The organism is Aneurinibacillus sp. REN35, from assembly GCF_041379945.2.
Classification (GTDB): Bacteria; Bacillota; Bacilli; order Aneurinibacillales; family Aneurinibacillaceae; genus Aneurinibacillus.
Map to the genome: position 1 here is coordinate 17,948 of NZ_JBFTXJ020000010.1, position 25,745 is coordinate 43,692.

The window sequence follows — 25,745 nt, forward strand, 5'->3', positions numbered from 1 at the left end:
CATTGGCAGTTGTGTTATTTATGTTTACTTCCTTTAGTGCTCTCGCAGCAAATCGACCGACAACAATGGGTTCTGGCGGTATGGTAACAACTCCGCATTATCTCGCTTCTCAAGCAGCAATCAAGGTATTACAAGAGGGCGGGAATGCGGTGGACGGTGCGATTGCGGCGGCTTCTACGCTGGCAGTTGTATATCCACATATGAACAGCATCGGCGGCGATAATTTCTGGCTGATCTATAATGCAAAGACGGGCGAACTCAAAGCCCTGAATGCAAGCGGTCGTTCAGGTGAAAAAGCCACCATTGATTTCTATAAAAACAAAGGCTATAACACGATTCCAGCGCGTGGTTATTTAGCTGCTAATACCGTGCCAGGTGCGGTATCAGGATGGCAAGAGGCTTATGATTATGCTAAAAAAAGCATGGGCCATAGCGTCCCTTGGAATAAGCTGCTAGATTCCTCCATTCATTATGCGAAAAACGGATTCCCTGTAACGCAAAGCCAGGAGAAAAACACAAAAATGAGCCTGGATGAAAAGGATAAAGAGTTCCGCAATCTGCAGCGTTTTGAAGGCTTCGTAAAAACCTACCTGAAAGCTAATGGGGAGCCGTATAAAGAAGGCGAGCTGTTCAAGCAGCCGGATTTGGGTAACACATTGCAAGTGATAGCCAACCAAGGAGCAAACGGTTTTTATAAAGGTGAAATCGCGAAAAAAATCGTTGCCGATCTACAGGCAAACGGCGGATTATTGACAGCAAAAGACTTTGCTGATCATCGTGCTGATTGGGTAAAACCGATTACGGTAAATTACCGTGGCTATCAAGCATATAACCTTCCACCGAATACGCAGGGCATGGCTTCATTAGAGATCCTAAATATCCTAAACAACTATGATATGAAAAAAATAGGTGAAGGTACGGCTGATTATTATCATGTAATGATTGAGTCGATTAAGCAGGCGTTTGCTGACCGTGATAAATACTTAACAGATCCAGAGTTCAGTGATATCCCGCTTGACAAGCTGTTATCAAAAGAGCACGGAAAAGCATTAGCAGAACGTATTGATATGAAGAAGGCAGCAATGGATGTAAAACCCCTTGATCCAAAAGGCGATACAGTATGGTTAGGTGTTGTTGATAAAGAAGGAAATGCTGTATCGATCATTCAAAGTATTTACCATGAGTTTGGTTCAGCGGTTATTCCAAAAGATACAGGTGTTGTCCTGCAAAACAGAGGAAGTTTCTTCTCATTAGATAAAGCAAAAGTAAATCACCTTGAGCCGAAAAAGCGCACATTCCATACATTGAATCCTGCTATGCTGATGAAAAACGGAAAGCCGTATCTGGTATATGGAACGATGGGTGGAGAAGGACAGCCTCAGACGCAGGCCGCAATCGTAACAAGAATTGTCGATTACGGCTTCAGTGTACAAGATGCGCTAGAAGCACCAAGATGGCTGCATGGGCGTACATGGGGGGCAGTATCCAACGATATGAAAATCGAAGGACGCGTACCTGCTGACGTTACAAAAGAATTAATCAAGCGTGGTCACCCTGTCAATGTGTTCCCAGACTACTCGGACACAATGGGACATGCTGGTGCGATTTTAATTGACCCTGTAACGAATATTAAATACGGTGGTGCAGATCCGCGTGGAGATGGCGCTGCCGTCGGATATTAATCATTGTATATAAATATGTAAGAAAAGGGGCTGTCCAGAAAGTCGATTTTTTGACTTTTGGACGCCCCTTTTTATGTTCAAGAACGTTGATATATCAGTGTTCTTGATTTTTAAATTGGAGGGAATTTGCCCTTTTCGGACAGCCTCTTTCTTTGCTTACTGGTTGTTATGCATTTTTTTGTAATGAAGAAACTGTTAGCCGACAGGTTGATTGTCTGTTGCGTTGCCAGTGCTAGTTTTGTTACTCATTGCAGTCGAACGGGAGCGATTGAACATGAAAAACAGAATGGTTGTAAAGATTAGCAGCAAGCAAGCAGCAAGTACTCCGTATTGGAAACGTATGGACGAAGTGTGGAATAGTTTGCCCATGCTATCAAGTACGATTGGCGAGAGAAACTGACCGATAAATGTACAGCTCGATGTAATGGCTACCGCCCGATCACTTTGATGCGGTGCGACGTAGTCCATTGCTTTGAGGGTCAGCAGGGGAAAGAGTACCCCTTGCCCAAATCCGACGAGACAAACACTGACAATAATAAGCGGAACGGCATGTGTGAACGATAAGATTGTAAACGCAATACCCATGCTGAATAGCATGATCGGTATGATGAATTTCTTGAATACTTCCTGCAAGCGTACAAGTAGTAAGCTTGTAATCATACCACCAACGGTTGTAAAGGAAATGACGGAACCGGCGAGTCCGGCGCCACCTAAGTGACTCTGTTCGAGATAGAGCGCCATATTGGTTGCGATGGAATAATAGGCAAGCATAACTCCGCCCATAGCGAGGGCATACCCGTATACAGGAAGTGCGATTTTCTGTTTTGGTCCATCGCTTTTTGCTTTTTGTACCTTGTCTTTAGGTAAAAAGAAATACACCAGAACCATGATGACAAGTCCCATAAAGTAAACATTAAAAGGGACACGCCAGCCGTAGCCTGCAAGAAAACCGGCGAACATCATGGTGACAATGCCGCCAAAGTTGCTAAAAGCAGCATTGTAGCCCATCATTTTGGCCCGTTCTTTTCCTGAGAAGTAGTCGCTGATTAAGGACATGGACAGCGGCATAACCAGACCAACGCCTACACCTAATAGGAGGCGGAAGGCCAGCATGGCTTCGATGGAGTTAACAAACTGTGCGCCGACTCCACCGATCAGATAGATCAATAAGCCGGTAAGCACAATGGTGCGCTTTCTTATTTTGCTTGTGAGAAAGCTTGCCAAAAACGAGAAGGGAATAATCATAAGAGATGGTGCAGTTAAGATCAGTTTGATAATAACTGGGTCTGCATCAGGAAACGCTTTGGCAATCAACCCGAGAGCAGGTGAAATAGCGGCTCCAGCCATCACGGTTGCCATTGAAATTGAGATGATTGTTGGCTTGAGCATTTTATTGATAGAAACCACTCTACTTTCTTTACATCTACGCCTTTAAGTGGCGCATTACTTTTTCAACCGAAACAGTAATCGGTGCAAATCCTTTTACATTCCATAATGTGAGTCCATGACTAAGGGAAAGGTAGTAAATGGCCAGCTCCATTGGATCATCCTCTACAAATACACCATCCCGTTGTCCTGCAGCAATGATGCGGCTGATTCCCTGCATTGCCGCTTGATATTTTTCACTCATTGCCTTTTTTATTTCAAGAGGAATGGACTCGGATTGAAATGCTTGAATGACCAATATATGGCGATACAGTCCTTCTTCTAATGATGCTGAAAAGGTTCGTTCCGTAAGCCATGTAAGCTTCTCCCACGGCGTACCATCCCGTCGCTCGATATCATTCACTGCTTCAGTAAACATATCCAATACGTTCATAATCAAGGAAATATAAATATCTTCCTTGGATTGAAAGTAGTGATAAAACAAGCCGTGACTTAGGTTTACGGACGAGGTAATATCACTGATTTTTGTTGCTGCAAATCCTTTACTGCTAAAGATTTTTAGGGCAGCATTACTGAGTTCTTCATACCGCTTATCCCGAATCTTTTTATATTGCTCATCACTTTTCGGTGCCATCGTGTATCTTCCTTATTCATTACAATTTTTGATTGACTAACAAGTCAATTTCTTTACTATTTTAGAGGAAACGGTGATACATTGTCAATGCTTGTACTCTCTGTACAGTGCAATAAGATACGCATTACAAAAAGGGGCTGTCCAGAAAGTCGATTTTTTGACTTTTGGACGCCCCTTTTACGATCGTTATAACTTGAATTTCGTTACTTCATGTTGTAATTCTTGGGCAAGCTGGCTAAGTGCATCGGCGGAAGCGGTAATCTCCTCCATCGAAGCGAGCTGTTCCTCTGCAGAAGCGGCAACGGACTGTGTACTTCCGGAAATCTCAGCGGACACTTGGGCTAATTGTTCTACCGTAGCGGTAATTTCTTCGGTGCTTGCTGAGACTTCTTCTGTGGCTGCTGAGACCTCTTGCATTTCTCCAGCGGCTTGCTGCACAGAGAGGAGAATACGCTGGAATGCTTGTCCGGCTTCGTTCACGACAATGGATCCGTTTTCGACTTCCTTTGTTCCTTTTTCCATGACGTAGACAGCGCGCGATGTATTTTTTTGGATTTCTTCGATCAAGACAGAAATTTGTTCGGTGGACTGTCTCGATTGCTCAGCTAATTTACGTACTTCATCTGCAACTACAGCAAAGCCCTTGCCATGTTCTCCGGCACGTGCTGCTTCAATCGCTGCATTAAGAGAAAGCAGATTGGTCTGTTCAGCAATCTGAGTAATCGCCGCAACGATTTGTCCAATTTCCTGCGAGCTCTCCCCCAACGTACGGATAACGGCTGCTGAGTCATCAACTGTGACGCTAATGGTTTGCATTTGTTTGATGGTTCGTTCAATCACTTCATTTCCCTGTTGTGCTTCTTCAAGCACTACACCGGCTGAGCTTGATATCGCAGAAGTTAATTCAGCGATGCGTTGCACGGCGATCGCATTTTCTTCAACGGCTCGTTTGGTCTCATCCATACCACGCATCTGATTCTCAGCTCCGCCCGCCACTTCCTCGATCGAGGCGGCAGCTTGATTGGTCGCATGAGAGGATTGTTCAGAGCTGGCAAAAAGCTCTTCTGATGAAGCGGCTACTTGTTCCGAGCTTGCGCTGATTTTGCTGATAAGCTCGCGAAGATTATGCTTCATTTCGTTAAAGGATAGGGCAAGCTCTCCAATCTCGTCCCTATTTTTAACCTGCACATCTTGTATCGTCAAGTTTCCAAGCGAAAGCTCTTTAGCCGATTGGGTAAGAGTAATGATGGGAGAAGAAATAAGACGGCTGACAAAAAATGCGATCCCGATTCCGACCACAGCAGCCAGTATACTAATAATAAGTATAAAACGCTTGATTTTTACTACTTGTTCATTAACCTGCTGACTGGTCGTATCAACATAATCCCGGAAGAATTTTTTTGTTTCACCTGCCTTTTCAATAAACTGATTGGCAACCTCACGTTCTTTGGTTTGGATAAGCTGTTGGTATGCGGCCGTATTATTTTGGTTTTTATACGTAATAAGTTTTTGTACGACCGCATCATAGTCATCATTTAAGCGATCCAGTTCTCCTACAAGCTGCTTCCCTTTGTCTGTAGAGAGAAGCGTATGAACTTTTTCGCTTATTTTGCGATAGCCCTGATCGGCTTGTTTATATGTTTGAAGCGAGGTTTCGTCCCCGATGAGCAAATACCCTCGGATCGCTTTGGATTGCTCGTTAATTATAGATGTCATTTCTAGGATCAGCATTTCTTTTTCGCTTTCAACATGAAGTAGATTGTTATACGTTTTATCTACAGTAGATAGAAGGAAATAGCCTGTTCCTGCCAATGTACCTAAAAAAAGTAGTACGATTAAAAAGCTGCCTAACAATTTTTTTCGAATCGTTATTTTCATATTTTTTTCTCTCCGTTCTCCTAGTTACTCTTTCTTATTTTGTTTTCTTTTTGTTCATTTTTTGTTCGCTTTTATTTGATCGCCTCCTGAAAAATTTCGTTGTATTTATATATACCTATTAAAAATGTACTATATTAAAGGACGGCAGACCACTTAATTACCTTATATTTCCTGTTATTTTAAAAAACGTACAAAAAATGTACAAAAAACGTTCGATATTTATGTAAGTGAAAGCGAACAAATATTACGTTAATTGTAAATGATGTAAGTAAAAGCTATACAAAGAAGGAGATAACCGTGCCTACGATCTATCATGAACTATTTATTGGAGCACCTATTGCGTTATGTTTTGATCTGGCAAGAGATGTAGATGTTCATACAAGAACTGTTTCTAGGACGAAAGAGATGGCCGTTGGGGGTGTAACATCCGGTCTATTAGAGCGGTATATGAGGCGCTTTATTATTGGGCGGGCGTTGGAATTAAAGCGGCTTGCTGAAGGGGAATGTGTCAGTAGGTGAAAAGGTGTTGACAATATATATGATAATAATTATCATTGCAAATATAAAAACGCTTGGTACAATTTTCGGTAAAGAGGCTACTGTAGAGCAGGAGCTTACTGCAATAAATGATTCGATTAAAAAATTGAACGAGAAGGCAGCGGCAAGCGGTAAAAATGCATTGGTTGTTCTGGCTAATGAAGGAAAGGTTAGCGCATACGGACCAAACTCTCGCTTCGGCATCATTCATGACGTATTTGGTGTAGCACCTGTTGATAAGAATATTGAAGTATCAACGCACGGCCAAAGCATCTCTTTTGAATATATTGCCGAGAAAAACCCGGACTATCTCTTTGTTGTTGACCGGGGAGCGGCTGTAGGTGGTACATCCTCTGCAAAGCAGGCAATTAAGAATGATATTGTAAAAAATACAAAGGCATTCAAAAATAACAACATTATCTACTTAGATGCAAACTACTGGTATCTCTCCGGTGGTGGGCTGGTTTCTGTCTCAGAGATGGTAAAAGAAGTGGATAAAGGGTTGAAATTAAGATAAGAAGATACGACCGCCGAGGCGCGAAAAACGCTCTGGCGGTTTTTTTATGGAGGTTACACATGTGATACAATGATAGAATTTATAATAGTTAGAACAATGGTTCTTTTTCATCAATAAAAAGGGAGAAAAAGAGGTTATATTTACTAGTATAAAAAGATAAAGACTCGATATTTCCTGCTTCTTAGATCTTATCTTGCATCATGCATGGCCATTTCATGTTATGGGGGATGAAGTCGATGGACAAAGAGAGAATTGTAGTTACAGGCTATGGCATCAAAGTGCCGGGCGGATACAATGCAGCACATTTTACCGATACGTTGTTGACAGGGAATAGTGCGCTTGCGCTTTTTAAAGGAAAAGGAACAGAGGGAAAAGATATTGCGTTCGGTGTCGTGCATGACAAGTTAGAAGAAGTCATGGAGAAAAAATACCGCAGATACCCAAGGATTAGTCTGTTGGCAATGGCGGCTGTAAAAGAAGCAGCCCTTATGGCGGGAAATCCTAAGCTTGATCCATATCGAACAGGAATCTTTATGGGTACAGCTGTAGGCGGTACCTTAGGTTATGATGAATTGGTCGTTCTTGCGCAGCAGAATAATTTTAAGGATATACCGGTTAGCGGATGTGGAGTCGTACATTATCATAGTCTGGCTTCTTCTGTGGCAGAGATGTTGCAGGTGAATGGAGTGACCAGAACAGTGGCGACAGGATGTGCTGCAGGAATTGAGGCCATACAGGACGCGATGATGTATTTGCGGGCTGGCGAGCTGGATACTTGCATTGTTGGAGGAGCAGATGCCCCCCTTTCTAAAACCGTATTGTATGCTTTTGCAAAGATAAGGTGCTTATCACAAAACAAGGAACTCCATCATATGGGCGTCCCTTTTTCAAAGAAAAGCGCAGGATTTGTGATGGGGGAAGGAGCAAGTGTAGTAGTTCTTGAAAGGGAATCTACTGCTTTGCAAAGAGGTGCTGACATTCTAGGCGTGATAGATGGGGTAAGTACGTCTAATGATGCAAAAGGGATATTTTTCTCGGATAATAAAGGAGAACACATGCTCCATACCCTAAAGTGTGTGACAGAAGGAAAAGCGCCAACATATGTGAACAGTCAAGCGCTTGGAATGGCGGAAAACGATAACATTGAAGCGACCAATCATATGAAGCTGTTTGGTTCCTCCATTCCGATTACGTCCATTAAAAGCATCACGGGTCACACATTTGGTGCAAGTGCCGGAGCACAGCTTGTTTCTTCGCTGATCAGCATGCAGCATGGCTTTATTCCCGGTACAGTGCATGCGACTTTAGATGACTATCCTGAACTGCCTATTGTATATCATACGATTCAGACGGAGGTAGAGAGCGCAGTTATCACATCGCACGGATACGGGGGAAATAACGCCTCCCTCTTTGTTTCTAAATATTGATTGTAAATGGATACATACAGAACGGACAGGCCTAATAAGCCGGAGAACTCTCGTAAAGGAATGGCAGAAATAAAAAAGGAACAGAGTAACGCCTATGCGTTTTCTTGTTCCTTTTTTATGTAGCGTGAAAAATTAGGCATCGAGGTATTCTACAGCAAGTGCAATATAATAACGGATGGATTCAAGATATTTATCGATCTCGATCCATTCATCGGGCTGATGTGCCATCGTCGGCTCTCCTGGGCCGTAGATAAGTACAGGAATCTGGAGATGAGGTGCATAAACCGATCCATCCGTAAAATAACGGACACCTTTTGGCGTGAGCTGCTGTGTAAGGTGTTGTTCTCCTGTTTTTACTGCAAGCTGTGTAAATGCATCATCTTCTGGCGTGGTTACCGCAGGCATGTCATTGGCAACTACGAGTTCATACGTTGCCTGTGCTGTTGTACATACTTGCTTAAGAAGCGCCTGCAGTTCTTCGATAATGACATCATGAGCTTGCCCCGGCACTGTACGAATGTCAAGCGTCATCGTGCATGCATCGGGTACGACATTCGTCTTTACTCCGCCTTGAATCGTTCCAATGTTCATTGTGGGTTCACCAAGCAGCGGATGTGGCTCATAATCGAATGAGAATGTAGACAGTTCATTGATGAACTGATTCATCACACGGATCGCATTCACGCCTTGTTCGGGCATGGAGCCGTGGGCCGTCTTGCCGAAGATGCGAATGTCTAGCCACAGCGCACCTTTATGGGCGCAGAATAACTCATTGGCACTCGGTTCAGAAATCACCATCGCTGTCGCATCATCGATTTGGCCTTTAGCTGTGACCTGCTTAGCCCCGAAGCAGTCCACCTCCTCTCCGACTGTGCCGACAAACCGTAGGGTTCCTCGCAATGGAACGTTAGCTTGGTGCAGGCATTTCATCGCCATAATCATCGCAGCTACGCCGCCCTTCATATCGCTTGTTCCCCTGCCGTACATCTTGTTCTCTACGATATCTGCACCAAGTGGGTCATGTGTCCACTCCACGCTTCCTACAGGAACTGTATCGAAGTGTCCACTGTAAATCAGTACACGTCCGTCGGTATTCGTATGTGCCGTATCCGCTGGTAGGCTTGCGAACAGGTTGGTGCGGTTTGCTGCTACTTCATCGAGCTCGACTGGAATTCCGGCCGCCTGCAGACGACGTTCGATCGCTTCGGCGACCGGTTTTTCGATTCCGGGCGGGTTGATGCTGTTAATTTGAATTAATTCCTGAAGAAAGGCTACAGCTTCCTCCTCGTTTAGTAGCTCCCAAGCCTTATGAATGGCATCCGTGTGTGTTGTTTTCATTCCTCTCACCCTTTCAATAAGATAGAGTTAGCGAGCGTTAGCTGCTTCATCTTCCTCTGCCTTTCTCTCCGTAAACACCGGCAGCACCGGAATGCTTTTTTGCTCTTTTAGCAACAGTGCGCAGATAGCTGCGACCATAGAGCAGATGGAGAAAAAGATGAAGACATTACCAAAATCCTGTGACCCGTCTGTCCCTACCTTGACCAAATAGCCGGCCACCAGTGGAGAAATAAACGAGCCGAGCTGTCCGATGCCGTTGGCTAGGCCGGTTGCCCGTCCAACAATTTCCTTCGGATAGCGTTTTTGTACATAAGCGTATACCGAGCCGAAGTTAAGGTTGACGAAGAATCCAACCAGTAGAAGAAGAAGGAGCAGCATGCCTGTCTGTCCTTTTTCTACACTGCCAAGCATCCAGAGCACCGGAATGCTTCCTAAGTAAGCGATTACACCAACAGGCTTCATTCGATACCATACCTTGTCCATGAGCCAGCCGCCGAGAAGCATGGCCACAATGGCGACGAGATACGGTGCGGAAGCGAACAGCCCCATGTCTTTAATGTTGAGGCCGTGCTGTTGTACAAGAAAAGTTGTGAGCCATGTAGTCGTTCCCCAGTATACGGCTAACTGGCAGAAGAGTAGCAGGGTATACAGATAGAAGGACGGGTCGCGCAAAAAGGTTACTGCGCTTCTGTTTTCAACCACACCTGCTGCATTTTCTGTGCTTTCTTCTTGGAGAGCGCTAGCAGTAATGTGATCATACTCCTCCGTGCTAAGCCGTCCCTTATCAAGCATTTCCTTTGGTGTGTCCGTTACGAAATACCAGAGAACAAACATACCGATGACTCCCGGAATTGCCAGGAGATAGAAGATAGGGCGCCATTCCCCGCCAAAGAAGTAAAACGAGATGGTTGTAATTAATACGGGAACGATAGCTGGGGCAACAGCCCATGATGTAGTGAAGAAGGAGACGGAGCGTCCGCGTTCAGCCATTGGAAACCAGTTATTAATGGTACGGCAGGCCGGAGCAAAGTGGTGTCCTTCTCCAAGTCCTAGACCGAGTCGCAGGACGATAAACTGGCCGAATGACTTGACCATTCCGGTTAGTGCGGTCACTGTCGTGAATACAATGATCGCAATGCTCATGACTTTTTTAGGTCCAATTTTGTCTGCGAGGAAACCGGCAGTAACCTGCGCTAGCGAATAGGCGAAGAAGAATACAGACGCAAGTTGACCGACTTCGACAGGTGTAAGATTAAGGTCCTTTTGAATAAACGGAAGAAATGTTAGAACAGCCAGACGGTCGAAGTAATTAATAATGTAGAGCAGCCACAAAACGACAAGAATTACATGGCGATAGCCCCACGCTTTTTTTGCAATAGCGCCCATCGGATGCGCCTCCTTTTTCTTGGGATGGAGTACTGTTCACGCTTACATATATGCCGGCGGATAGGTATGCTGCATGTTGGTGAGTCGGCCATGTATCCAGCGGGGTACGACGTTAATACTGTCTACTTGAGCCGCATATTCGATAGCGTCAGCATAGCCAAGCGTCTGAAGAAGCTGCGCTGTTTCCGTGCGCTGAAGCAGTGCGGCGAGCTGTTCAGCTTCATTGCTTGTGTATAATGCATGAGCCGCTATGGCTGCATCGGATAGCTGCCATTCCTGCTCATTCTCATATAAGAGATGCGAAATAAGGCTTCCGGCCCCAAGAAAATCCTCCAGTGCAAACCGTCCATTCGATCCCGAACAGACGATGACGATGGAGCCTTCCTCGGTGTCGCCTCGAATATAATGGGCGACAGCCGCTCCGTTTACAAGAGAGGATGTATACAATCTCTTGGCAGTACGGCAGGCTTCAAGGGCTACGGTTCCGTTGGTCGTCGCAAGAATTAAGCGCCGATCTGCCAGGCTGCATGAAAGCAGGCTGGCCGGATTCGGGTTGTGAAAGCCGTCGATTGTGTATCCTCCACTCTCCCCGCATAGAAGAGAGGAGGGATCAGCCAGATCAGTATGAATCCGCCTTGCTTCGCTTTCACCTTGCACCGGGATGACTTCTTTGGCTCCATGTCGGAGCGCAAGTGCTATCGTAGTAGTCGCCAGCAGTACATCGATGACGATAACGGTGCATTGTGTGAGCCGCTCGGGCTGTACTTCCTCTTTGTGCGTCAATACATGGATTTTGCGTTTCATTCTCTACAGCATCTCCCCACTCTTTGCTAGATGGGCCTGTTGCATTAAGTTGCGTATGCCGATATCAAGGTTCGCAAATCGCTCATCCTGGGCTTCACCGCGCTTCCAGCGGAAATAAAGCTGTTGAAGCACGACCGCAATTTTATAGAAGGCAAAAGTAAGATGATAAGCAATGTCCGATACGTCGCGTCCGCTTTTGGCTGCGTATTGTTCGACGAACTCCCGCCGTGTCATGAACCCTGGATAGATGGTAACAGAGGTAAGTCCCGTCTCTGCCTCACCTGCTTCCGTCCAATATGCGAGACTACATCCAAGATCGGTCAGCGGATCGCCTATCGTACACATCTCCCAGTCAAATACGGCGACAGCTTCCTGTGGATTGCTAGGGGAGAACATCATATTATTGAGCTTAAAATCATTGTGTACAATCGTCGGCGCGGGCGAAGAAGGTAGATGGCGGATCAACCATTGTTCAAGCTCAGCTACTCCAGCGATGTCATCGGTTTTAGCCTGGTCATAGCGCTTGATCCAGCCATGCACTTGACGCTCAAGATATCCGCTCGGTTTGCCGATTTCTGCAAGCCCCGCTGCTTCATAATCAATGCTGTGCAGGCGAACAAGTGTACGAACTGCCGTGTCGGATATGGCATGTGCATAGGCGGTATTCCCTATATATTCAGGCGGTAGCGTGTCATCAAGCACGAGCCCTTCCTTTTGCTCCATAATATAAAAGTGCTTATCGGAGACAGCAGGGTCCTCGCAGTATACATATGGCTGTGGTGCAAGGGGAAAGACAGGGTATAGCTTCTGCAAAATGGTATATTCTCGCTTCATGTCATGTGCTTTTGGCGGAATATAGCCAAAGGGTGGACGGCGGAATACTGCCCTCCATTCTCCGATCGCAATCCGGTATGTCAAATTGGAATAACCTGCGGAAAAAGGTGTAATCTTCATTGTCTCCGTTGGAAGATTAGGGATGTTTTCCCGAATATAGTGCTCGATCACATCCCATTTAACGGATGTGATTGGCGGTTTCACTTTGTTTTCGCCCATTAGATGCGCCTCCTTTGAACGCTTTTAGAACCTGTTTGGCGACAACCATACGGTGTACCTCATCAGCCCCATCGTAAATGCGCGCTGTACGTGCTTCCCGATAGAATCCTTCGAGCGGCGTATCGCCGGTAACTCCGAGTGCTCCATGCACTTGGATCGCTCGGTCAATGACATCGTGCAGTACTTTGGCGCCGAAGAATTTAATCATTGAGATTTCCTTGCGTGCCTGATCGCCTTGATCCATCTTCCACGCTGCATACAGCGTCATGAGACGGGAAGCTTCAATTTCTGCCGCCGAGTCGGCGATGAAATTCTGAATCGATTGAAACTCGGATAGCGGTTTGCCGCGCGTCACCCGTTTTGTTGCATATTCAACCATCAGATCGAAGCTGCGATTTGCTACGCCAATCCAGCGCATCGCATGTGTAATACGACCGGGTCCAAGCCGGAATTGGGCTAAAGCGAACCCTTGGCCACGCGGACCGAGCAGATTTTCTTTTGGTATACGACAATTTGTATACCGTACTTCACAATGTCCGCCAGTGAAATGATCCCCGATGACAGGCACCTCTCGTGCTATTTCATAGCCGGGAGTGTCAGCGTCTACGATAAACATGCTGTACCGTTGATGAGGGGGAGCATCCGGATCGGTCATGGCCATCACGATGGAGAAGGAGGCACCGAGAGCGCCGGTTGTGAACCACTTGTGTGCATTGATTACCCATTCGTCTCCGTCAAGTTCAGCCCGCCCCACAAGCGTTGTCGGATCGGAGCCGGATACTTCAGGCTCTGTCATCGCAAAGCAGGAACGCACCTCTCCATTGGCAAGTGGAAGAAGATATTTTTCCTTCTGTTCCGGCGATCCGGCCTGCCATAATATTTCACCATTGCCCGCATCCGGAGCCATCGAGCCAAAGATATACGGAGCGATAGGGCTTCTGCCAATTACTTCCGAGAGCAGTCCGAGCGAGACGAATCCCATGCCCATTCCACCGACTTCTTTCGGCAGATGACCTGCCCAGAGCCCCATGCTTTTAATTCGTTCCTGCAGCGGTCGTAAAATATCCTCGGGAAGCCCACGATGCGGAACCATATGTTTTTCATTCGGATAGACATATTCCTCCATAAATGCGGTAGCTTTATCAATCATGTCTTGCTGCTCTGATGTTGGACTAAAGTCGAACAACTGAATCACTCCTTACTAGATAGATTTATCAGTATATTCAAGCAAAACAGATGCCAAAATTATATTCGGCAGTAGGGAGGCTTATGGCTAACTAGGTGAACACAAATGGAATCAAAAGAAAATAGACATTAAATTTATAACTGTTATTATATTCTAAATAAATAGTATAATAATAGTGTAAATGAAAGAATGATAGAAAAGTGACGGTGAGAATAGATGGATAAACTGCAGACACTGCTTACCGCTATCTTTCGCTTCAGCTATGATGGTATTTATGTAGCGGATGCAAACGGATATGGCGTCATGGTGAATGAAGCATACACGCGTATTACGGATGTGGGAGAAGAAGAGTTAATCGGGAAAAACCTGCGGGAGCTTGTAAAGGAAGGAATTATTTCTGAATCGGTCTCCTTAAAAGTGTTGAAAAGTGGGCAGCCGATGACCATAGTACAACGGGTAAAGGGAAAAGAAGTGCTTGTTACCGGAAATCCGGTGCGGAATGAAGAAGGTGTGATTGAATATATTGTTACGAATGTGCGCGATATCTCCGAGCTGAATCATCTGAAGCTGGAATTGCAACAATCAAGGGCATTGACGCAAAAATATGTACATGAAATCGAAGGCTTTAAGATCAGGGATAGAGTGCGGCTGCTGCTTGATGGGATGATTGCTCATAGTGATAAGATGATGCAGGTGATCCGTCTTGTACAGAAGGTAGCTTGTGTGGATTCAACCGTTCTTCTGCTTGGAGAATCGGGCGTAGGCAAGGAAGTAATCGCCAAGCTGATTCACAGAGTGAGTGATCGAGCCAAGAAGCCGATGATTAAAGTGAACTGTGCAGCGATCCCGAAGCATTTGTTAGAAGCAGAGCTTTTTGGATATGAAAAGGGCGCGTTTACAGGAGCGGATAGTCGAGGCAAGCCCGGATTGTTTGAGCAGGCGCATGGCGGCACCCTTTTCCTTGATGAAATTGGAGATATGCCCCTTGATTTGCAGGTGAAGCTTCTGCGTGTGCTGCAGGAGTTAGAGATTACAAGGGTTGGCGGAACGAAAAGCATACAGGTAGACGTACGCGTATTATCGGCTACGCACCAATCATTGGAGACGATGGTGCAGGAGGGTACATTCCGGCAGGATCTGTATTATCGTTTAAATATTGTGCCGATTAAGATTCCTCCATTGCGGGAGCGTACCGAAGATATTATACCGCTTGCCCATTTTTTCCTTAATCGAATGAATGAGAAGTATGGATTGGACAAGTTATTTCATCCAGAGGTGCTGCCGCTTATGGAGGCGTATGCATGGCCTGGCAATATACGCGAGATGGAGAACCTGATTGAGCGGCTGGCGGTAACGGTGGATCAGCGGGAGATTAGATTATGCGACTTCCCCTCTATGCTTCCCCTTTCTGACGCACAAAAAGATGCTGAAGGCGCGACGCTAAAGGAGAGGCTTGAACATGTAGAGCGGGATATGATTGCACAGAATCTGGCTCAGCACAAAACAACACGAAAAACGGCAAAAATACTGGGGATTAGTCAGTCATCCCTCGTCAAAAAAATGCAGAAGCTGGGTATGAAATGAAAACGATTACAATATTCATCAATGATTCGATTTGGAATCATTTGTATGAGAAGGAGAGGATAGCATACGACGCATCCTTTCCTTTTTTTATTTGTAGCGGCAATGAAGGTACAGTCTGATACCTATGCGCCGCAGCCTAAGATGGCATAAAAATTGCTCTAGTATAAGGCACGCTAGAAAACAGAAGAGAAAGGAAGAGAACCATGGACATTCCGACGTTTGATTTAACAGGCCGCACGGCGTTGGTAACGGGAGGAAGTAAGGGGATTGGTCTTGGGATGGCTTATGCGCTTGGCGCGTACGGTGCACGGGTCGTGATTACAAGCCGGGGTGAGGAAGAGGGGCGCAGAGCAGAAGAAACGCTAAAGGAAGCTGGCTTTGATGCGGCATATCTTGCATGTGATGTTACCAAAAGAGAAGAAGTTGAGCGTATGACGCAAGAGATAGTGGAACAATTTGCAGCGATTGATATTCTGGTTAATAATGCGGGCATGAACATTCGTAAGCCGCTCATTGACGTAGAGGAAAACGATTGGGATGGAGTGCTTAATGTAAATCTAAAGGGGATCTTTCTTGTTGGACAGGCAGTGGCAAGACAGATGATAGAGCAGCGGTACGGTAAAATTATCAATATCTCTTCGATTCTGGGAACGGTTGGCATGCCTTATCAGACCTCATATGCCGCAAGCAAAGGCGGAATAAATCAATTGACGAAAGTATGGGCCGAAGAGCTTGCGCCGTATAATATTACGGTCAATGCGATTGGGCCTGCGTATATTCGGACACCGATGACAGAAGGATGGATGAGTGATCCGGAACGGTATCAGCATATTGTTGCTGCGACGATGCAGAAGCGAGTCGGTGAACTCTCCGATCTGGTAGGGCCGATTGTCTTCCTTGCTTCCGATGCATCATCATATGTGACAGGACAGGTGCTGAATGTGGATGGCGGATGGACTGCACGATAACCAAACGAGGAGGAGCCATGATGAATGTTGTGGTGGAGACGCACTTTGGACGTCGGTTGAAAGTATTCACCAACAGACCGAAAACGATTACGGACATGCTTGCCCGGACGCAAGGATGCTTTCCGGATAAAGAAGCGCTCATTGCCGATGAGGAGCGGGTGACCTATAGGACGCTTGGCGAGCGGATTGAACGTATCGCAGGGAATCTATCTGGAATGTACGGTGTCCAGAAAGGGGATCGGGTTGCGCTTTTGATGGGCAACCGAATTGAGTTCGTGCTGCTTTTATTCGCCTGTGCTCGGATTGGAGCCATTATTGTTATTTTGAATACGCGTTTGAAGGAGAAAGAACTTGCTTATATGCTCACACACTCCGGTGCCTCGCTGTTATGCTCTGATGCAGAGTGTATGGAAAAGGTAGAAAACCTGCGGGAGGAGGGGGCGCTGTCTTATATTCGCCGATTTTTTCTGATTGACAGCACAGCGGTTGAGAAGGCATATATACCATTTGAGATCCTGCTTCAGCCAGCTGTAGCTCCTATCGTTCATGTGCGGGAGACGGACCCGTTATTCATCATGTACACATCAGGAACAACCGGAATGCCAAAGGGTGCCGTCATAAGTCATCTGGGTGCCATTCATGGAGCGATGAGCTATGAGTGCGTGATGGGCATGGATGAACAAGCAAAAACGTTAATCGCAGTACCTCTGTTTCATGTGACAGGACTTGTCGGCCAACTGCTGCATATGATTCGGGTTGGCGGCACGTCGGTATTAATGAAGAAATATAAAACGGATACCTATATTCGTCTATTGGCTGAAGAGAATGTTACGTTCTTATTTAATGTTCCCACCATTTACGTCATGATGATGTCGCATTCCGATTTTTCCATGCATACGTATCACGCAGTTCGTACGCTGGCATTCGGCGGTGCACCGATGTCCATGGATACGATTCATGAGCTGAAGCGTTCCTTTCCTGGAGCGATCCTGCATAACGCCTATGGTGCGACAGAAACCTCTTCGCCTACGACAATCATGCCGCAACATGTTTCTGAACAGAAGCTGCAGTCTGTGGGGATGCCGATTCCGGTAGCAGACGTTAAGGTAGTAAATGCGAATGGCGAGGAGTGTGCTGCAGGCGAAGTGGGTGAACTGCTGATTAAGAGTCCGACTGTAATTGAAGGGTATTGGGATAATGAAGAAGCAACGAAGCGGTCATTTGCAGACGGGTTTTGGCATTCGGGTGACATGGCGATGATGGATGAGGATGGATTCGTATACATTATGGATCGGATGAAGGATATGATTAATCGCGGGGGAGAAAAAGTATTTTCAGTAGAGGTTGAGAATGTATTGTATAACCATCCCTCTATTCTCGAAGCGGCCGTGATTGGGATTCCAGATAAGATGTATGGGGAACTCGTAAAAGCATTTGTCGTCGTAAGGGATGGTGCTGTGATAAACGTTGAAGAGATAAGACAATTCGTACGGGAGCACCTAGCCGAATATAAGGTGCCAGCAGTGGTAGAGTTCCTCACAGAGCTGCCACGCAATCCAGGCGGAAAGATTATGAAAGCGCGTCTTAAAAATGAGGCGATCATTAAAAAATGAATGGTAATAAAGCATCCCCGTTTCTTAGAAGGAGACGGGGATGCTTTGTTGACTGATTGGTGTGAGTGCCTTACACTGTACATACTCTTGTGATTTGATTTATGTGCAAATAAAACTTGTAAAAACACACCAGGAGGGACACCATGCAGAAGTGGAATATCGCTTTTCTTTTGCTCTTGCTTGTCGGCTTGTTATCGGCTTGCGGTATGGGTGAGGAGCGGCGTCAAAATATGATTATTGTAGGTGCAAGCGCCATGCCTCATGCCGAGATTCTTGATCATGTCAAAGACAAGCTGGCCGAACAAGGTATCGAGATGCAGGTACAGACTTTTGATGATTATGTTCTGCCGAATACGGCACTTCAGGATAAGCAAATTGATGCCAACTATTTTCAGACCGTACCCTATCTTAAGAAATTCAATCAGCAGCACAATACGTCGATTACGGCGCTTGAGCCAATCCATTTTGAGCCGATGGGACTGTATCCGGGAAAACAAACGGCAGAGGAGCCGAGGCCGGGTGCTGTCATCGGAATACCGTCTGATGTGACGAACAGTGGACGTGCACTGAAGCTTCTAGAGAGACAGGGATGGATTACCTTGACTCCGGGCAAGGATATAAACAGTATTACGAAGCAGGATGTAATCAAGAATCCGAAGAAAATTCAATTTAAAGAGATGGAAGGTGCCGTGTTATCACGCGCCGTAACAGAAGTTGATTATGCGGTCGTGAATGGGAACTATGCGCTTCAGGCCGGACTTGATCCGAAGACAGCCCTTGAAATTGAGAAGAAGGGATCGCAAGCGGCGCAGGAGAATGCCAATATTATTGCTGTACGAGAAGGCGATGAGAAGCGGGAAGCAATTCGCAAGCTTATTGAAGTGCTGCGTTCTGAGGATACAAAGAGATATATTGAGGAGGAATACAAGGGGGCGGTAGTACCTGTATTCTAAAAAAAGAATCAGAAATAAGAGAAAGCCGGGAGAGGATGCTCCGGCTTTCTTGCTTATAATGAACGCAAGCTTTCTATAACAAGGTAAACTCCGGTACAAATCAACAACGTATATGTAAACATTCTAAAAACACGTTGATTAATCCATTTGAAAATCATTTGACCTGTAAATAAACCAACAAATACAATGGGGAGGGCATACAAGCTTGATTCCCATACTATTTTGTTGGTCCCGGTAAAGAATATCTGGGTTAGTAGACTAATGGAATATATGAAGAGAAAAAAGGCTAGTGTTGTGGCTCGTACCTTCTCTTTTTCAGTATCGGTTCCTGTAAAGTAAAGCAGCAACGGAGGACCCGGCATACCGATGCTCGTTGTCAAAATTCCTGATAATCCACCAACTATGAAATCCCTAGATTGGGTTGCCTTCATCTTGAAATTACATATCAATAATAATGTCAATAGCAAGAGAAGTAGGCCGAGCCCTAACTTTAACGAAGTAATGTTGACGGTCATAAAAAGCAAAACACCAAAAGGGACACCAACCAGACTTCCTAAAGTAAGTCGTTTTAATAGCATAAAATTAATATCTTTTCTTATCTTTATGCTTAGTAATATGGAGATCAGCAAGGATAAAATAATGTTGATTTGGACGGCTTCCTCTGGTAGAAATAGCAATAGTAAAAAAGGTGTTGCCATGACAGAAAAACCGAAGCCTGTACTTGTTTGCAGTATAGAAGCCACTAATATAATACATATGAAGATGAATTCATTCCCCAAAACATACCTCCTATTTAACGAGCTCGCTTAGTAGTATTTTATCATTGTTACACCGATTATCTAACAGGACATTAGCATATAAGCGTATTCTTTATAGATGCGATTTTATTAAAATATGGTAGTATAAAAAAAACGTTTGCCATTCAATGGTTCGAAATATAAATAGTAGATATATAAAAGAAAGTTGGCGCTGTATACTGGGGGGAGAATAGGTTGCTAGGAATTGAAAGACTGTTATTAAATATTTTGTTCGTTATCTTGCCGATTTTCTTTTTTCAGATTTTCTTTGCGGAGAAGGTGTTTAGGAATCCGGGATGGCGATGTAAAGCCAGCATGGCCGTTCTCGCTTCTCTAACGATTGTGCTCTGTATGACGTTTCCGTTCACATTTCTACCGGGTTATATTTTTGATATGCGGGCGATTCCGATGATTGTCGCCACATTGTACTGTGGATATGAAGTAGGGTTGCTTACACTGTTTACGCTGCTCATATATCGCTTCTATATTGGGGGAGACGGGTTTTATACGACGTTCTACATCTATCCTTTAATAATGATCGCCTGCCTTTTTTTTGCTCCACGTTTTCAAGCCGCTAAGAAAGAGAGGCGGGAAGTGCTGGCTATGTGGCTTGCTGCTTTTTCTTCATCCCTTATCATTTTCCTCTGCTTGTTTCGTCTGCCTGAAGAACACAAGATGCAGGCGGAGTTTCTACAATTTTCTTTTGAATATACATTGATCCAGATGGCTGGAATATGGATGGTTGTGTATTTGATTGAGAATATGTATAAAAACTTAAGGATGCAGCAGGAGATCCAGCGGGCGGAGAAGTTATATGCGATGGGAGAGTTGGCTGCATCTGTTGCACATGAAATACGCAATCCGCTTACGGTTGTACGCGGTTTCATTCAACTGTTTGGTCAGCAGCAGATTACTATGGAGAAGCGGCAGGATTATATCAAGATTATGCTTGAAGAGTTAAATCGTGCCGAAGAAATCATCAGTGATTATTTAACATTCGCTAGGCCTCATGTTGAGAAGAGAGAACGTATTGAGATTGGGGAGAGAATTCAGCAGGTTGTCGGTGTTATGACATCGTACGCTATGTTAAGTAATGTGGAGATTCACATGGAAGTTGAGTCGGAACTTGAGGTTGAACTGAATCGTTCACAATTCTCACAGTGTCTGATTAACCTAATGAAAAATGCAGTGGAAGCGATGCCTGAGGGTGGCATATTGACCGTGCGTGGATTTCGGCAGGGTGAGATGGTCATTGTGGAAGTAAGCGATACGGGAAAAGGAATGAGTATGAAAGAGGTCAAGCGACTGGGTCATCCTTTTTACTCAACAAAAGAAAAAGGTACAGGTCTTGGCCTAATGGTATGCTATCGTATCGTTGAGGCATGGGGCGGAAAAGTAACGGTCCAGAGTATACAAGGAAAAGGGACATGCTTTTCAGTGATTCTTCCATGTCCTGTAAAGTCATAATATAAACAGGAAAGACGACGCTCATGATGGCGCCGTCTTTTTTGATCCCTATGATACGTTGCGAGCACGGTGCTTGCTGTAGGGTACACACATCGGGGTTCCGTAGAGAGGGTCATTAATAATCTGGCAGTCCAATTGGAAGACGGAGCGGACAAGCTGTTCTGTCACGACCTGTTCAGGGGCTCCCTGTGCATACACGTTTTGGTTGTGAAGGGCAACAATATGGTCGGCATATCGACAGGCTAAGTTAATATCGTGCAGAACCATAACAATCGTTCGCTTCTGATGATAGTTAAGCTCTGCAAGAATGTCGAGCACTTCAATCTGATGAGTCATGTCTAGATAGGTAGTTGGTTCATCAAGCAAGATCGCGTTCGTTCCCTGAGCCAACACCATAGCGATCCAGGCACGTTGACGCTGCCCGCCGGATAAGGAGTCGACCGGACGCTCTGCAAGTTCGGTTAATTGCGTTGCTTCAAGCGCCCATTGCACCATAGATTCATCTTCTTCAGACCATTGTTGCAGAAAGGATTGATATGGATATCGTCCTTGTTTTACAAGCTGAAGTACAGTTAAGCCTTCCGGTGCGCCGGTCGTCTGCGGCAGGATGGAGAGACGTCGCGCGACTTCTTTTGTCGATAGCTTGGCAATGCTATGCCCCTCTAGGAGAATCGAGCCGCTTGCGGGCTTTAAGAGCCGGGCGAGCGAGCGGAGCAGCGTGGATTTGCCGCATCCGTTGCTTCCGATAAAGACGGTAACCTTTCCCTCTGGAATTATAATGTCCAAGTCTTTGATGACAGTGCGATTGCCGTAAGAGAGCGTGACGTTTTCTGCCGCGAGTGATTTCATAAGAGAAAACCCCTTCCTATCTATTGGTTCCGGTATTTAAATAATAAATACATAAAGAACGGTGCGCCGATCGCTGCTGTAAAGATTCCCACCGGCAGATCAAGTGGTGAAAATACGGTACGAGCAATCAAATCAGCCGCCGTAACAATGAATGAGCCGGTTAACGCAGTTACTGGAAGCAACGCCCCGAAGGTTGGACCGACCAGCTTGCGGGCAATTTGCGGAGCCAGCAGCGCCACAAAACCGATCGCTCCGCCGATTGCGACCGCAGCTCCTGCAAGGGCCACGCAGAGCAGAAGCAGCAAGGCACGATATTTTTCTACATGGTGTCCGACACCGCGTGCTACATCATCGCCCAATTGCTGGACGTTGATGCTGCGTCCAAAAAGAAATGCCAGCGGAATAAAAATAAGAGCCCAGGGAAGCAGCGTAAGAATAGCGTTCCAATCCGTTCCATATACGCTCCCTGTCAGCCAGACCATCGCTTTGCTTGTTAAATAAGTAGGGCTTGTAACGAGAAGCAGCGTATTGAGCGCTGATGTACATGCTTGAATGCCCACGCCGATTAAAACAAGACGCAGGGCGCTAATTCCCTTTTTCCAGGCGAATCCGTAGAGAAGCGCTGTTACGATGGCTGCACCGATCATCGCTGATAAAGGAAGCCAACGAATCGAAGCGGCTGGGAACAAAGTGATGAAAGCAACAGCCGCAACAGATGCTCCGCCGGTAATACCGAGCAGATCAGGAGATGCGAGCGGATTGCGTACCATCCCCTGCAAAATTGAACCCGATACGGCCAGACATGCTCCGACAAGAATTGCCGCCAGCACACGAGGCAGACGGAATGTCTGTACGACGAGCGTATGATCGGAGGCGCCGGTACCGAGCAATACCTTGATAACATCTATCGGTGCGATAAAGAAATCGCCCATGCCTAAGCTGAGCAAGAACAAGAGCAATGTTAAGATCAGAAAGAGCAGCGAGAATAGAATCGCTCGCTTATCAAGCAGGAAAGAGAAGCCGCCATCTCCTCCCCCACGCACAGGTATATATTTTCTCATGAAGCCCCGCCCTCCTTACGCGCTGTATAAATAAAGAAAGGAGCACCAATCAGTGCTGTCATGACACCGATCGGAAGTTCTTTAGGCATAGCGACGAAGCGGGCGAGAATATCGGATGCAAGAAGCAGCAAGGCACCGAATAATGCGCTGTAGGCAATCATCCAGCGTGTATCGCTGCCTGCTACGGAACGGGCGATGTGCGGAACAAGCAATCCGACAAAGCTGATTGGTCCGGCTACGGCAATGGAACTGCCGGCAAGCATTATGATTAGCAGACCGGACATGATCTTAACGAGCGCGGTACGCTGGCCGACTCCTTTGGCGACGTCTTCACCAAGCTTAAGCGTATTTAGCGGGCCTGCGATGAACAGTGAGCCGATAACAGCAATCATCATATACGGCAGGACTGAGATGAGGACATCAAGACTGCGTCCGGCCACGGAACCAGCAAGCCAGAAGAGCACTTCTTCCATGGCTGACTCTTTGAACAGCAAGATCCCTTGTGTAAATGAAGATGCGAGTGCAAACATCGCCGAACCAGCCAGTGTAAGCGTAAGAGGTGTTGCGCCCTCCCGCCCGAGTGAACCGAGAATATATACGATAACACCGCTTAGTGCGGCACCAAAAAAACCGATCCAAGTGAGTGATGTTAATGTACTAACCGAAAAGAAAGCAACAGCTATAACGATCATCAGCGAAGCGCCCGCATTAATACCCAAAATACCGACATCAGCCATTGGATTACGTGTTAATGCTTGAAGCAGCACCCCGCAGATTCCTAAGCATATGCCTACTGCTACCGCAATAAAGGCGCGTGGAATACGGACTTCCTTAATGACAATATGTTCATTTGTTCCGTTAAAATTCGTGTATGCTTCAATCAAGGTACGCCAGCTTGTGTCAATTACACCAAGAACAATGCTGGCATACACCGCCAGTACGAGCAAAATCGCACCGATGAAAAGCCCTATGATTTTTAACTGTGTATTTGGCAGCATAACTTTCATTTCTAATCCTACTTCCCGAAGTCCGTTTCTATCATTACAATGATAAAGTTTACGGGGAATTTTAGGATGTGTCAATGATTTTGAAATTCATTATCATTTATTTTACGTTATTTATTGACAAAGAAAACAAAGCAGGATAGGATAATACCTGTAATTGATAATCATTATCATAAAATATGAAGGGAAAGGAGAAAAAAGAGTGTCTACTACATATGCACGTAAAAAACGAAACATATTTACACTTCTTGCGATGCTTCTTGCATTCGCGATGTTTGTATCTGGCTGTGGATCACAGCAACAGGCGGCACCTGAGAAAAACGGTGGAGAAGCAGGGGGACAGAAACAGGAAGCGACCCGCACAGTTAAACATGCGATGGGCGAGACAAAAGTACCCGAAAATCCGCAAAAGGTTGTCATCTTAACGAATGAAGGTACAGAGGCGGTACTTGCGCTTGGTGTAAAGCCAGTAGGAGCGGTGAAATCTTGGACAGGAACGGATGCTCCGTTCTATGAGCATATTGCCAAAGAAATGGAAGGCGTGACGGTAGTCGGTGATGAGCATCAGCCGAGCCTTGAGAAGATTGCTGCACTGAAGCCAGACTTAATTATCGGTAACAAGATGCGTCAGGAGAAAATTTATCAGCAGCTTTCCGCTATTGCACCGACCGTATATTCTGAAGAACTGCGCGGTGCCTGGAAGGATAACTTTAAGCTGTATGCCGAAACATTGAACAAAAAGGCGGAAGGCGACAAGGTGCTTGCCGATTGGGATAAGCGTATTGCTGATATTAAGCAAAAAGCCGGTGACAAGCTTTCACAGAAAGTATCAATCGTTCGTTTTATGACAGGTAAGACACGTATTTACTACAAAGATACATTCTCGGGTATGATTCTAAATGAAATCGGATTTGCACGTCCGGCTTCACAAGACAAAGACGAATTCGCTGATGAAGTGACAAAAGAACGTATTCCGGAGATGGATGGAGATATTCTGTTCTACTTCACGTATGAGACTGGTGATGGCAAGGCTTCTCAAGCTGAGAAAGAATGGACGAATGATCCGCTTTGGAAGAATTTGAGTGTAGTGAAGAAAGGCAATGCCCATAAAGTGAATGATATTATTTGGAACACAGCGGGCGGCGTAAAGGCAGCCAATCTCATGCTAGATGAGTTAGAGAAGTATATGTTGAAATAAAAACATAGCACATAAAAAAACGAGAAGGGCAAGCGGTGAGCTTGCCCTTCTCGTTTTTTATTATGGTTCGATCTTAGCCGCTACACGTTTTTCAAGCCCGTCTAAAATATCTTTGCCTTCTTCTTTATTTAGCAAGTCAAGACGGATTAAAAACTCGACAACACGTGAGAGACCGAACATCTGTGTATCCAGTACCTCTTCGTAGAGTGGACACTTCGGCATCGTTAGGTTGCTGCGCTGTACCTCGATAAGATGCTCGATCTTGTCGGCTTCTGCCCGCAGCAGTTGCAGTGCTTGTTCCTTCATAGTATCCATATGAATAGCCACCTTCTCCTTAATTATCCTTGCAATGATTAGAAGGAAGTCTTTTTTTGCTTGTTACCTTGAGTATAGCAAAAAAGAAGACATTGTGTACTCTTTGGT

Annotated in this window: 22 protein-coding genes and 1 pseudogene; 10 read left to right on the plus strand and 13 right to left on the minus strand. The window is 45.6% G+C overall.

The window, feature by feature from the left end; translation table 11 throughout:
- Positions 1 to 20: 20 nt before the first annotated feature.
- Positions 21 to 1,682, plus strand: coding sequence for a gamma-glutamyltransferase (gene ggt, locus AB3351_RS16955; RefSeq protein WP_371148456.1), 1,662 nt, complete (start codon positions 21 to 23; stop codon positions 1,680 to 1,682).
- A gap of 195 nt (positions 1,683 to 1,877) precedes the next feature.
- Here ggt and AB3351_RS16960 read toward each other — a convergent pair whose 3' ends face one another.
- From AB3351_RS16960 to AB3351_RS16970, 3 genes are all read right to left on the minus strand, one after another.
- On the minus strand, positions 1,878 to 3,071 hold the full coding sequence (locus AB3351_RS16960) for an MFS transporter (protein WP_371148335.1): 1,194 nt from the start codon (positions 3,069 to 3,071) through the stop codon (positions 1,878 to 1,880).
- Between the two features lie 34 nt (positions 3,072 to 3,105).
- The gene (locus AB3351_RS16965) at positions 3,106 to 3,702 is read right to left on the minus strand and encodes a TetR/AcrR family transcriptional regulator (RefSeq protein ID WP_371148336.1); all 597 of its coding nucleotides are present in this window, start codon (positions 3,700 to 3,702) and stop codon (positions 3,106 to 3,108) included.
- 186 nt (positions 3,703 to 3,888) lie between these two features.
- Positions 3,889 to 5,580, minus strand: coding sequence for a methyl-accepting chemotaxis protein (locus AB3351_RS16970; RefSeq protein WP_371148337.1), 1,692 nt, complete (start codon positions 5,578 to 5,580; stop codon positions 3,889 to 3,891).
- A gap of 297 nt (positions 5,581 to 5,877) precedes the next feature.
- Between AB3351_RS16970 and AB3351_RS16975 the strand changes: the two genes are divergently transcribed.
- The 3 genes and pseudogenes from AB3351_RS16975 (at position 5,878) to AB3351_RS16985 (ending at position 8,061) form a co-directional block, all read left to right on the plus strand.
- A complete protein-coding gene (locus AB3351_RS16975) occupies positions 5,878 to 6,099 on the plus strand; it encodes an SRPBCC family protein (protein ID WP_371148338.1) in 222 nt (73 codons plus the stop codon).
- Between the two features lie 40 nt (positions 6,100 to 6,139).
- Positions 6,140 to 6,634: pseudogene (locus AB3351_RS16980) on the plus strand (ABC transporter substrate-binding protein); the annotation flags it as partial.
- A gap of 236 nt (positions 6,635 to 6,870) precedes the next feature.
- On the plus strand, positions 6,871 to 8,061 hold the full coding sequence (locus tag AB3351_RS16985) for a beta-ketoacyl synthase N-terminal-like domain-containing protein (RefSeq protein WP_371148339.1): 1,191 nt from the start codon (positions 6,871 to 6,873) through the stop codon (positions 8,059 to 8,061).
- 132 nt (positions 8,062 to 8,193) lie between these two features.
- Here AB3351_RS16985 and AB3351_RS16990 read toward each other — a convergent pair whose 3' ends face one another.
- Genes AB3351_RS16990 through AB3351_RS17010 form a run of 5 tightly spaced genes read right to left on the minus strand, consistent with a single transcriptional unit; the run spans position 8,194 to position 13,828 of the window.
- Positions 8,194 to 9,399, minus strand: a complete 1,206-nt coding sequence (locus tag AB3351_RS16990) for a M20 family metallopeptidase (protein WP_371148340.1) — start codon at positions 9,397 to 9,399, stop codon at positions 8,194 to 8,196.
- A 27-nt stretch (positions 9,400 to 9,426) separates the two neighbouring features.
- Positions 9,427 to 10,785 carry an MFS transporter gene (locus AB3351_RS16995; RefSeq protein ID WP_371148341.1) on the minus strand — a complete coding sequence of 453 codons (1,359 nt, stop codon included), beginning with the start codon at positions 10,783 to 10,785 and terminating at the stop codon, positions 9,427 to 9,429.
- A gap of 42 nt (positions 10,786 to 10,827) precedes the next feature.
- Positions 10,828 to 11,589 carry a 2-phosphosulfolactate phosphatase gene (locus tag AB3351_RS17000; protein ID WP_371148342.1) on the minus strand — a complete coding sequence of 254 codons (762 nt, stop codon included), beginning with the start codon at positions 11,587 to 11,589 and terminating at the stop codon, positions 10,828 to 10,830.
- Positions 11,590 to 11,592: 3 nt separating this feature from the next.
- A complete protein-coding gene (locus AB3351_RS17005) occupies positions 11,593 to 12,642 on the minus strand; it encodes a phosphotransferase family protein (RefSeq protein ID WP_371148343.1) in 1,050 nt (349 codons plus the stop codon).
- Positions 12,602 to 13,828 (minus strand): acyl-CoA dehydrogenase family protein, encoded by a 1,227-nt coding sequence (locus tag AB3351_RS17010; protein WP_371148344.1) that lies wholly within the window; start codon positions 13,826 to 13,828, stop codon positions 12,602 to 12,604. Before AB3351_RS17010 ends, AB3351_RS17005 begins: the two co-directional genes overlap by 41 nt.
- Positions 13,829 to 14,044: 216 nt before the next feature.
- Between AB3351_RS17010 and AB3351_RS17015 the strand changes: the two genes are divergently transcribed.
- From AB3351_RS17015 to AB3351_RS17030, 4 genes are all read left to right on the plus strand, one after another.
- The gene (locus tag AB3351_RS17015; protein ID WP_371148345.1) at positions 14,045 to 15,412 is read left to right on the plus strand and encodes a sigma-54 interaction domain-containing protein; all 1,368 of its coding nucleotides are present in this window, start codon (positions 14,045 to 14,047) and stop codon (positions 15,410 to 15,412) included.
- A gap of 203 nt (positions 15,413 to 15,615) precedes the next feature.
- Positions 15,616 to 16,380 (plus strand): SDR family NAD(P)-dependent oxidoreductase, encoded by a 765-nt coding sequence (locus tag AB3351_RS17020; RefSeq protein ID WP_371148346.1) that lies wholly within the window; start codon positions 15,616 to 15,618, stop codon positions 16,378 to 16,380.
- Between the two features lie 17 nt (positions 16,381 to 16,397).
- A complete protein-coding gene (locus AB3351_RS17025) occupies positions 16,398 to 17,993 on the plus strand; it encodes a class I adenylate-forming enzyme family protein (RefSeq protein WP_371148347.1) in 1,596 nt (531 codons plus the stop codon).
- 143 nt (positions 17,994 to 18,136) lie between these two features.
- Complete coding sequence (locus tag AB3351_RS17030; RefSeq protein WP_371148348.1) at positions 18,137 to 18,946, plus strand: MetQ/NlpA family ABC transporter substrate-binding protein; 810 nt, start codon at positions 18,137 to 18,139, stop codon at positions 18,944 to 18,946.
- A gap of 53 nt (positions 18,947 to 18,999) precedes the next feature.
- Here AB3351_RS17030 and AB3351_RS17035 read toward each other — a convergent pair whose 3' ends face one another.
- Positions 19,000 to 19,725, minus strand: a complete 726-nt coding sequence (locus tag AB3351_RS17035) for a sulfite exporter TauE/SafE family protein (protein ID WP_371148349.1) — start codon at positions 19,723 to 19,725, stop codon at positions 19,000 to 19,002.
- A gap of 213 nt (positions 19,726 to 19,938) precedes the next feature.
- Between AB3351_RS17035 and AB3351_RS17040 the strand changes: the two genes are divergently transcribed.
- The gene (locus tag AB3351_RS17040; RefSeq protein ID WP_371148350.1) at positions 19,939 to 21,210 is read left to right on the plus strand and encodes an ATP-binding protein; all 1,272 of its coding nucleotides are present in this window, start codon (positions 19,939 to 19,941) and stop codon (positions 21,208 to 21,210) included.
- 48 nt (positions 21,211 to 21,258) lie between these two features.
- Here AB3351_RS17040 and AB3351_RS17045 read toward each other — a convergent pair whose 3' ends face one another.
- The 3 genes from AB3351_RS17045 to AB3351_RS17055 are packed head-to-tail and all read right to left on the minus strand — an operon-like array spanning position 21,259 to position 24,127.
- On the minus strand, positions 21,259 to 22,059 hold the full coding sequence (locus AB3351_RS17045) for an ABC transporter ATP-binding protein (RefSeq protein ID WP_371148351.1): 801 nt from the start codon (positions 22,057 to 22,059) through the stop codon (positions 21,259 to 21,261).
- A gap of 20 nt (positions 22,060 to 22,079) precedes the next feature.
- Positions 22,080 to 23,120, minus strand: coding sequence for a FecCD family ABC transporter permease (locus AB3351_RS17050; RefSeq protein WP_371148352.1), 1,041 nt, complete (start codon positions 23,118 to 23,120; stop codon positions 22,080 to 22,082).
- Entirely contained in the window at positions 23,117 to 24,127 is a 1,011-nt protein-coding gene (locus AB3351_RS17055) for a FecCD family ABC transporter permease (protein ID WP_371148353.1), read from the minus strand. Before AB3351_RS17055 ends, AB3351_RS17050 begins: the two co-directional genes overlap by 4 nt.
- A 250-nt stretch (positions 24,128 to 24,377) precedes the next feature.
- Here AB3351_RS17055 and AB3351_RS17060 point away from each other — a divergent pair, with 250 nt between their 5' ends.
- Positions 24,378 to 25,322, plus strand: a complete 945-nt coding sequence (locus AB3351_RS17060; protein ID WP_371148457.1) for an ABC transporter substrate-binding protein — start codon at positions 24,378 to 24,380, stop codon at positions 25,320 to 25,322.
- Positions 25,323 to 25,382: 60 nt separating this feature from the next.
- Here AB3351_RS17060 and AB3351_RS17065 read toward each other — a convergent pair whose 3' ends face one another.
- Positions 25,383 to 25,637 carry a DUF1507 family protein gene (locus AB3351_RS17065; RefSeq protein WP_371148354.1) on the minus strand — a complete coding sequence of 85 codons (255 nt, stop codon included), beginning with the start codon at positions 25,635 to 25,637 and terminating at the stop codon, positions 25,383 to 25,385.
- Positions 25,638 to 25,745 lie beyond the last annotated feature (108 nt).